Genomic DNA, 8,224 nt, shown 5'->3' on the forward strand with positions numbered 1-8,224 from the left:
GGCCAAACGCGCCGGGTACGCCTTCGTTGTTCTCGACGGCACCGTCATTCCGATCGACCGGGTGGCCGCCGACCGGCCGTACCATTCCGGCAAGCACCGGATGCACGGCATGAACATCCAGGTCATCAGCGCACCGGACGGCACACTGCTGTGGACCTCCGGTTCGCTGCCCGGCTCGATCCACGATCTGAAGGCCGCGCGGATCTGGGGCATCATCGGCCGGCTGCGTGCCGCCGGTCTGATCGCCTTCTTCGACAAGGGGTACATCGGCGCGGGTGAGCGCGTCCTGGTGCCCCTTTCGCACAGGTCAGCTCGTCAAAGCCATCCTTGTCCCTCAGCTACGCGAAGCAGGATGAAAAACGCTCAATGATCATCGGCCTTGATGAATGGGTGAAATGTACCCATTTTTGTCATATTGAGTATATCGATGAGGCGTCCAAGGGTACTGGAACTTCTCCGCACAAGTATGCGTTGTCCCCTGAGGCGAGATCCGCAAAACGATCATTAGATACAAGGGGTACTCAATGCCCAGATTTCGTCACAGGCAACAATAATGTGACGTTTGGGACAGGCGATTTCAGGGTTCGTCCGATCCAAACTTCTCGGGACGAATCCGAGCCAACCGGCGTGGCAAAGCGGCCTTAGTCAGCAGTGGAGTCAACACAGGCGAGGAGGGCCAAGGTGTCCAGTGCAGAGCCAAACGACACACCCATGCCGTCGGGCGACGATCACCCGAACCGGAAACTCGAAAAAGCAAATAAAAAGAGCAATATTAACTGGGAGATACGCGCCAGCAAGACTACGATAATCTCCGGCATCATCGGGACCATCGTGGTTTTGGTCGGGTTGATTGTTCCTCTGGCGAGTGGAGCAGACCCGGCTCCCGAGACACTACCGCCTCAGTCTTCCCCGACCTCCTGGCCAAAGTGCAATGACAGATCGGTTTGCCTGTGGGAAAGGCAGAACTTCGTGGGCGACCCGTGGAAATGGACACCTGGAAAGGACCCCGATGGACCGTTGCCGCCCAACCTGCGAGACCATGTCGGGTCTTTCGATTCCCAGGTGAAATTCGATGAGAAGACCAAACGGGGAGTCTGCTTCGTAGACACCACTAGCGGCGAAAAACATCCGGCCCGGGAAAGGGACTACGGATCGGACTATCTTTCCAGGTTCGGCAGCAGAGTGGACGTGATTCAACAGCAGTGCTGACGCGCCGTACGGCAACAGAGGGAAACCATTATGCGCCTCCTCGGAAAAGCAGGTGTCATGGCAGCCACAGCGGCCATCACTGCGGCGACTGTTCTCACCGTAACCACACAGCCGGCTTCCGCTCTACCACCCTGTGCTTACCCCTACGTCTGCTTCTACAGACTGACAGATTACGAAGCCATCAAAACAGGGCAGCTTCGGGACCTCACCGGAGGGTGGCAGTGGCTAAGCATAAGCAGAGGGTCGACTTGGGGCTGGAACACCAGGCGGGACGATGTCCTGCGTGTTCTTTACAGCGATGGCCTCATCTCCTGCTTCCCCGCAAACAGGCAATTCGTTTTCAGTGGCATCGTAGTAGCAGTGCGAATCGATGCGTCTCCGGTCTGCTGAACCTCATCGCCCGAGGTATAAGCAGTCTCTAGCCTCGATCTTTCATGAGTGGGCTCTGGTCGCGTAGCGGCCGATGCCAATCTTGTTTTTCGCGGGTGGCCATACTCGCCGCCCAGCTGTCGCGTCGGGTGGCGGGGTTCCACGGGCCTGGTTGGTCTCCTTCCAGGGGGTGTCGGGATGGGTTTGTGCTGATCAAAACGCTGGGAAGGTCTGCGGACGGGCGATCGCGGTGGCGATCAGGCCGACCCACCTCCAGCGGTGGGACAGACGCAGCCGTAGGCGTCATCCGCCTTTGACCAAGCGGCCGGCAGCGGAGAACATGAGCAGGCGCAGGCGTTTGGGTTCCCAGCGGCGGGCTGGATGGCTGTCGAGAGCGAGTATCTGCATCCAGGCGGCTCGACGAAAGCGCGAGACTAGGCCGTGTTTCAAAAGATCACGTGGGTGATGCGTGTCGATGATCGTTGAACGAAGAGGTCTCCGGTAGTTGGTTCAACGACCAAGAAGAACGAAATACCGGAGACCTCGCGGCCAGCGTAGTGGTGACGAGGCGGCACGACCTCACTGACGCGCAGTGGGCGGCGCTGGAGCCGCATCTGCCTGCCGCGTCGGGTAAGGAGCGTCCGCCGAAGTGGGGCAGGCGGCAGTTGATCAACGGGATCCGGTGGCGGATCCGGACCGGGGCGCCGTGGCGGGACGTGCCGGCCTGCTACGGCCACTGGTTCACGGTGTACGGCCTGTTTCGCCGCCGGCGGCGTGCGGGGATCCGGGCCCGGATCCTGGCGGCGTTGCAGGCGCGTGCGGACGCTGCCGGGAAGATCGGCTGGACGGTGAGCGTGGACTCCACCATCGCCCGGGCTCACCAGCACGCGGCCGGAGCACGCCGGCAGGGTCACCTGCAGAAGGAGCCGCCCGGAGGGGTGCGCGGCGAACCGGCCGATCACGCACTGGGCGCTCGCGCGGCAGGCTGACCACCAAGACCCATCTGGTCTGCGAGCGGGGCCGCAAGCTGCCGGCCGCGGTGGTGACCGCCGGGCACCGGGGCGACAGCCCCCCAGTTCATCCCGGTGCTGGGCGAGATCCGGGTGGCGCGCCTCGGCGGCGGCCGTCCCAGGACCCGTCCGGACTGGGTCCTGGCCGACAGGGCCTGCACCGGCAAGGCCAACCGCACTCATCTGCGTCGGCGTGGGATCAAGGCGTGCATTCCGAGCAAGACCGACCAGGACGCCCACTCAGAGAGCGTAGGCGTCGACGACCCTAGCCGGTCCCCTCTGCCGGATCTTGCCAGGCTGATTGCCCGCCGTCCCGTTGGTGACGATGGCCACCTTCCACCCGGCCGCGCGGAGCCGTGCCAGTCCTTCCGTCACCCGGGCCGACAGTGGACGAGGTATGGCATCCGCCTCCACAGCTCGTCAACCGGGTCGAACAGAGCGCCGCATTGACAGGCAAGTATCGACTTGCCTATTATCCCCGCATGGGTGATGTCTTCAAAGCCCTTGCCGATCCCACCCGGCGGACCATTCTCGACGAGCTGGCCGAGCGCGACGGCCAGACCCTGTTCGAGATCTGTGTCCGCCTGACGAGTCGACACCAGCTGAGTCTGACCCGGCAGGCTGTATCCCAGCATCTGGCGATACTGGAGGAGGCCGGGCTGGTCACGACGCGCAAGCAGGGGCGATACAAGTTCCACCATCTCGACACCACTCCCCTGACCACCATCTTCGAGCGGTGGCCAATCACGAGGAAAGGACAAACGCCGTGAAGATCTACGTCACCAGCGTGTTCGTGGACGACCAGCAGAAGGCCCTCGACTTCTACACCGAGGTGCTCGGCTTCACCAAGAAGCACGACATCCCGCTGGGCGAGGCCCGATGGCTGACGGTCGTCTCACCGGAGGACCCCGAGGGTACGGAGCTGCTGCTGGAGCCGGACGGGCACCCCGCGGTCAAGCCGTACAAGGAGGCGCTGGTCGCCGACGGCATTCCGGCCACCTCATTCCAGGTCGCGGACGTGCGGGCGGAGTACGAGCGGCTGCGCGGCCTGGGGGTGACGTTCACGCAGGAGCCGATGGAGGCGGGGCCGGTGACCATGGCGGTCTTCGACGACACCTGCGGAAACCTGATCCAGGTCGTGACCTTGGCCTAGGAGTGCTATGAGGCGAGCAGATCGAAATGGAAACCGGCGATCAGTAGTACGGCCGCCACGATGCGGATGTGAACCGCGCGAGGATGCGTGAAGATCGTAGGCAGCTTCGCGCACACCTTGTCGATGAGAAGCACGGTTCCCGCCATAGCCAGGGGGGCTAGACAGAGCAGCGTGACAACGGCGACAACCTTGAGGAGGCCGACGAGCACGTTCAAGCCGGGGACACCGGCCGGTACGGGGAGGTCAACGCTCCATACGATGTCCCATATGGCGACCCAGCCGAACGCCAGGACAAGCGGGCCGACCGAAACCGAGTAGACCAACGCGCGGCTCCAGAGAGCCTGAATGAGGACGTGTAGCCGGTCTGCGAACGACGTGAGACGTCCGGGACCCGCGATGTCGAGCAGGATCGTCATACCGCTGACGAAGGCCGCGACTTTCCCAGCCCTACCCCACCAGATCATCGGCAGGCCGAACATGTCGTTTCCCAAGGTGGACTTGCCGTCCAGCCACATCTGCCAAGCCTCGAAGTAGCCGATGTCCGCCACGACTGGAGCGTATGACCCGCCTCACCGCTTGAACAGCGCTCTGCTCTGGCGCGCCCGAAGGGGTAAACGGAGGGGCACGATCTGACCTTAGGGCTCAACGGCCCGGAGGCTAGCAGTGCTCACCTGGTGGTGGCTTACTGAATCGAGTCTGCCTGAGCAAGCAGAACGCCCTCGATTCACCCCCATTAGGCTTACCAGCGCCGTGAGGTGGTGGGCTTGGGTGCGCGGAGCGGGTTACCGCGTCCGCTGTTGCAGCGGTAGTGCGCGGAGCGGGCGTTGGCGGGGTCGAGCGGGTCACCGCCCTTGGACAGTGGCATGAGGTGGTCGAGGGTCCAGCTCAGCGGGTGCCGAGGCGACAGGGTGAGGTCGATGGCGTGCCCGCAGATCCAGCAGACGCGGGAGATGGCGCGGATCTGGTCTCGGAGACGGCAGTAGAAACGGCCCGCCCGTCCCTTACTCCGTGCCATCACAGCCTCCATCTCGGACCGGTTATACGCCGAATGGATCACAGCCTGCGTGGCTACCATGCGACCGTTACGACTCACCGTGATCACCCTGCTGTTCGCAGCCACGATGGCGAACTGTGGATCCAGCTCCAGCACGGAGGCGACCACCGCATCGTCCACGCCCCCTCGCAAGCCCAGCCCTCCGCGCTCCCCTCAGAAGTCGTGTCGAGCATCGAGGCGGATGCCGGGATCCCACCGAAGCCGGACCCGGCGACGCAGGCGAAGTTCATCGCGGCGTTGAACGCGATCGACCCGGAGATCGTGAACGGCAAAGAGGGCAAGGCCATAGACCGGGCGCGTAACCAGTGCAGTTCGGCGAAGGAGAGCCCGGACAATCAGGCAAAGCTGGTAGACCTGACGAACCAGCGCTTCCTATCCCCGGAGCATCCCGAAGGATTCGGAGAGGCCACAGCCACGAAGATCCTTAAAGCGGTCCGGACACACATCTGCCCGGTGCGGTGACGGAGGACACATGGGTATCTCGGGCAACATTGGGCCGGTTCGCCTCGGCGTCGGGAGGAAGTGCCGGGTCTTCAGCAGCGTCGGCGCTGGTCCGGTCCGTATCAAGGGTTCCGGTCGGCTTCGCGGCCCCAGCCAATAAGGAGATCGAGGGAGGCGTCGAGGCGCTCAATCAGATGAGTGCGGCCGTCGGCCGCATGTGGCGCAAACCACTGTGGGGACACGCCCTATCAGGTCCCATCGGAGTAGCGTTCCGGGTGATCTTCGGGACATTGCGCCTGGCCTAGCGTATCCCGATCACAGTGCTATTTGGCGTGCTGTGGCTGGTGATGGTGATCGCGCTGCTCGGCTGGTTACTGTTTGTGATCGCGCTCTGCGTAGGTGCCATCTGCGTCCTCGGCTACACGATCTACCGCCTGACATTCGGTTGATCCTGCCACGAGGTGGCCGGCCACTACCCCTGCGTGTCTCCCTCAACCAGCGTGGGAATCTATGGCAACCTGCGCAGATGAAGACCAAGCGGGCCATGATCTCTGTCATCGGACATGAGGTGAACGAAGACGGAGTCCTTGATGAATTGGAGGACAGGATCGTCGAGGTCCCGGCGAACAGCTACGTATGGACGACGGTCCATGACGGCTGGGAAGTCGAGTTCGCCTCTGTCGGCTGCGTGCAGTTCACAGATGGAAAAGGCATGGAGGTCTACGGGCCGATGGGGAGGCGCCGCGCGCCTGCCTGGCATGCGAAAACCCGGCTCAGCGGTCGGGCTTTGGGCATACGTCTTAGGCCGAATTGTGCGGCCCTAAATACAGCAAGGTCAACTCGTCCTTGAATCACAAAAGCGTGGGCGTGTTGCAAGGCGGTCGGGGCGTAGATCGGCGCCGGCCGTCCGCAGCGCCCAGTACGGTAGGAGCCATATGGCTGAAGGTGTAGAAAGTCGATCATCTCCCGCACCTCGGTCACGGTGAGCGACAAGTGGAGCAGGGCAACGGCGTCCTCCACGGTCCAGGCATCCATGCCTTCCAGCTTGGCAGACCGCAAACCCTGCTGAGCGCTCCAGTGAAACGGATAATAGTAGCCAATTCTGACGATCTCATATTAACTTCACCCTCACCCACCCTTTACGGATAACCCTTAACAACCAATCGCTTACATCTCTTCAATTTGATTAAATAGCATCTCGAGTGTCGAAGTTACCCACATTCGAGGAGAGATGTGAAGCGCACACCTAAAACCATTGCTGCACTTTCAGTTGCATTAGCCGCAGTCATCGCCTCTTCGGGCCAAGCGTTTGCACAAACGCCAACAGACCCGCCGATCGACCAGCCGACCGTCATATGGGATCCCGACCATCCCTTTAAAACATCAGCAGACCACCGGACCGTCCCCGCCCTCAAGGTCGTACAGCAATTTGCGGGATCCTCCGACCCCTGGAATCTTTACGAAAATGACCCGTCTCAGGGAGCTCAGAGCACTGCCGAGCACGCCAGCAGCAGCGCCCAAATCTGCTACGATGTGGACAATTATAACCAGACCTACGGCTACAAGATGCACATGAACTCGTCGCCTGGAGGCATTAGGTGGTCAAGCCCTACGTATTACGGTAACAAAACAGGAACTTGTAGCGCCTGGCAGTACGGTAACTTCAGCTTCACGGCCCTGACTCAGACCTTCGGCTACGCCGACATTTGGGCTCGGGTCTGGTTGTACTGGAACTAGTTTCACAAGCGCTCCGGGACTCTGACGCCAAGACCTCTAGAGCACCCCTCCCGGAAACTCAACATAACTCTCGGGGAAGAAGTGAAAACGACAGCAGCAAGGAAGTTGCTAGGGATAACTCTTCTGGTAACTGGACTGACCTCGTGTACGGCCAGCAACTCTGGCACTACTGCGCCTTCAGTAGACCCCAACTCCTCTCCTGCTCAAGAACAGTCGTCAAACAAAACAACTTCTACAGAAATCCTCGATTCAATAACCATTGAGGGTAAGCAATGGAACTTGTCGACATTCCGTGACCAACGCGAAGGATTCTGCGTTCTGGTGGATTCTCCGACTCAAACAGGCACACCAGCCTGCGATATCGAGATTCCCTCGGGACATCCTCTAAACGCAGCAGTCGATGTTAAAGATGAAGGCCTGGCATTTGTATATGGTCGCGCCGATTCAAGTGTGCGCGACCTGTATATAATCGACAACAAAGGACGCCATCGCCAGAAGATACACGAAGACAATTCAGGCGAGGGGCGATGGTTTTTCATTCCCGTCCAAAACCACAACCTTCGGGATGTCATCGGCACACTCCCTGACGGCAAAGAATACTCTCTAGCGCCCGAGCTTTCACTATTTCTCAAAGAGAGAAAATAGTTAATTTTTAAGGCTCAACTCATGACTCCTCGTCCGTAGTCTCTGATTTGCGTGGTCGGCCACCACCGACGCCCTGTCCGGGACGCTCCTGCTCGTTCCAGCGGATGACGCGCACCGGCTTCCACACGGGAGTCCGGCCGAGGACCTTGTCCCCCTTCGGCAGGCCGCCGGGCTCGCCCTTCTGGCCGCGCAGCCGGCAAGTGTGGACGCTGCGCAGCTTCACGCCGAGGTACTCGGCGATGTCGACCATAGTCCAGTAGTGGGCCTTCGGGTCGAGCGGCATCGTCGTCCCCTTGTTGCAGCAGATACGACAAGAATTATGGGTCGAGTGGCCGGAGAGTGAGATTCCCTCCGGTCGCCCGACCGGAAATCTTCGAACCTCGACGAAGGCACCGAAAGTTACTTATTGGCTCAGTCGTAGCGATCATAAACTCGATCTTTGTCGCCCATGCATCGCGCGGCGCGCGAGCAACCCCATCACGCAAGAGCGGTCGTTGCTATACGGGTTGCTGTACTGATCAAGAAGTGCGGGCGTGACATAGGTTTGACCACTTATCAGGCACTGTTTTCCCAGGTGACATCCTTGAAGGATGAGGTATTCAGACA

The 8,224-nt window shown here is 60.9% G+C and carries 13 protein-coding genes and 1 pseudogene; 9 read left to right on the forward strand and 5 right to left on the reverse strand.

What is annotated here, in order from left to right:
• The 3 genes and pseudogenes from ABZ194_RS29785 to ABZ194_RS29795 form a co-directional block, all read left to right on the forward strand.
• Positions 1–271, forward strand: a pseudogene (locus ABZ194_RS29785) (transposase family protein); the annotation flags it as partial.
• Positions 272–681: 410 nt separating this feature from the next.
• Positions 682–1,209 carry a hypothetical protein gene (locus ABZ194_RS29790; RefSeq protein ID WP_355600346.1) on the forward strand — a complete coding sequence of 176 codons (528 nt, stop codon included), beginning with the start codon at positions 682–684 and terminating at the stop codon, positions 1,207–1,209.
• 929 nt (positions 1,210–2,138) lie between these two features.
• A complete protein-coding gene (locus tag ABZ194_RS29795) occupies positions 2,139–2,567 on the forward strand; it encodes an IS5 family transposase (protein ID WP_355600347.1) in 429 nt (142 codons plus the stop codon).
• Positions 2,568–2,828: 261 nt separating this feature from the next.
• On the opposite strand, the gene ABZ194_RS29800 is transcribed toward ABZ194_RS29795, so the two are convergent.
• Positions 2,829–2,963: a hypothetical protein gene (locus ABZ194_RS29800; protein WP_355600348.1), complete on the reverse strand. Its 135-nt coding sequence runs from the start codon at positions 2,961–2,963 to the stop codon at positions 2,829–2,831.
• A gap of 107 nt (positions 2,964–3,070) precedes the next feature.
• Here ABZ194_RS29800 and ABZ194_RS29805 point away from each other — a divergent pair, with 107 nt between their 5' ends.
• Together ABZ194_RS29805 and ABZ194_RS29810 are read left to right on the forward strand one after the other, a co-directional pair.
• Positions 3,071–3,358: a metalloregulator ArsR/SmtB family transcription factor gene (locus ABZ194_RS29805; RefSeq protein ID WP_355600349.1), complete on the forward strand. Its 288-nt coding sequence runs from the start codon at positions 3,071–3,073 to the stop codon at positions 3,356–3,358.
• Complete coding sequence (locus tag ABZ194_RS29810; RefSeq protein WP_355600350.1) at positions 3,355–3,741, forward strand: VOC family protein; 387 nt, start codon at positions 3,355–3,357, stop codon at positions 3,739–3,741. Before ABZ194_RS29805 ends, ABZ194_RS29810 begins: the two co-directional genes overlap by 4 nt.
• Before the next feature lie 5 nt (positions 3,742–3,746).
• Here ABZ194_RS29810 and ABZ194_RS29815 read toward each other — a convergent pair whose 3' ends face one another.
• Positions 3,747–4,289, reverse strand: a complete 543-nt coding sequence (locus ABZ194_RS29815) for a hypothetical protein (RefSeq protein ID WP_355600351.1) — start codon at positions 4,287–4,289, stop codon at positions 3,747–3,749.
• A gap of 191 nt (positions 4,290–4,480) precedes the next feature.
• The gene (locus ABZ194_RS29820; protein WP_355600352.1) at positions 4,481–4,756 is read right to left on the reverse strand and encodes an HNH endonuclease; all 276 of its coding nucleotides are present in this window, start codon (positions 4,754–4,756) and stop codon (positions 4,481–4,483) included.
• Between the two features lie 33 nt (positions 4,757–4,789).
• On the opposite strand from ABZ194_RS29820, the gene ABZ194_RS29825 reads away from it, so the two are divergent.
• The 4 genes from ABZ194_RS29825 (at position 4,790) to ABZ194_RS29840 (ending at position 7,618) form a co-directional block, all read left to right on the forward strand.
• Positions 4,790–5,257 (forward strand): hypothetical protein, encoded by a 468-nt coding sequence (locus ABZ194_RS29825; RefSeq protein WP_355600353.1) that lies wholly within the window; start codon positions 4,790–4,792, stop codon positions 5,255–5,257.
• 505 nt (positions 5,258–5,762) lie between these two features.
• On the forward strand, positions 5,763–6,086 hold the full coding sequence (locus tag ABZ194_RS29830) for a hypothetical protein (RefSeq protein ID WP_355600354.1): 324 nt from the start codon (positions 5,763–5,765) through the stop codon (positions 6,084–6,086).
• Positions 6,087–6,469: 383 nt separating this feature from the next.
• Complete coding sequence (locus ABZ194_RS29835; protein WP_355600355.1) at positions 6,470–6,973, forward strand: hypothetical protein; 504 nt, start codon at positions 6,470–6,472, stop codon at positions 6,971–6,973.
• 81 nt (positions 6,974–7,054) lie between these two features.
• Positions 7,055–7,618, forward strand: a complete 564-nt coding sequence (locus tag ABZ194_RS29840) for a hypothetical protein (RefSeq protein WP_355600356.1) — start codon at positions 7,055–7,057, stop codon at positions 7,616–7,618.
• A 19-nt stretch (positions 7,619–7,637) separates the two neighbouring features.
• On the opposite strand, the gene ABZ194_RS29845 is transcribed toward ABZ194_RS29840, so the two are convergent.
• Positions 7,638–7,901 (reverse strand): hypothetical protein, encoded by a 264-nt coding sequence (locus ABZ194_RS29845; protein ID WP_355600357.1) that lies wholly within the window; start codon positions 7,899–7,901, stop codon positions 7,638–7,640.
• Positions 7,902–8,042: 141 nt separating this feature from the next.
• On the reverse strand, positions 8,043–8,224 hold a 182-nt coding region (locus tag ABZ194_RS29850), incomplete at its 5' end, for a hypothetical protein (protein ID WP_355600358.1).

The organism is Streptosporangium sp. NPDC006007, from assembly GCF_040614315.1.
GTDB lineage: Bacteria > Actinomycetota > Actinomycetes > Streptosporangiales > Streptosporangiaceae > Streptosporangium.

What these genes read in the sequence shown, in the direction of transcription:
- ABZ194_RS29805 (WP_355600349.1), top strand. Translation starts at nt 3,071, where the DNA reads ATGGGTGATGTCTTCAAAGCCCTTGCCGATCCCACCCGGCGGACCATT.
- ABZ194_RS29820 (WP_355600352.1), bottom strand. Translation starts at nt 4,756, where the DNA reads ATGGCACGGAGTAAGGGACGGGCGGGCCGTTTCTACTGCCGTCTCCGA.
- ABZ194_RS29825 (WP_355600353.1), top strand. Translation starts at nt 4,790, where the DNA reads ATGGATCACAGCCTGCGTGGCTACCATGCGACCGTTACGACTCACCGT.
- ABZ194_RS29830 (WP_355600354.1), top strand. Translation starts at nt 5,763, where the DNA reads ATGAAGACCAAGCGGGCCATGATCTCTGTCATCGGACATGAGGTGAAC.
- ABZ194_RS29845 (WP_355600357.1), bottom strand. Translation starts at nt 7,901, where the DNA reads ATGCCGCTCGACCCGAAGGCCCACTACTGGACTATGGTCGACATCGCC.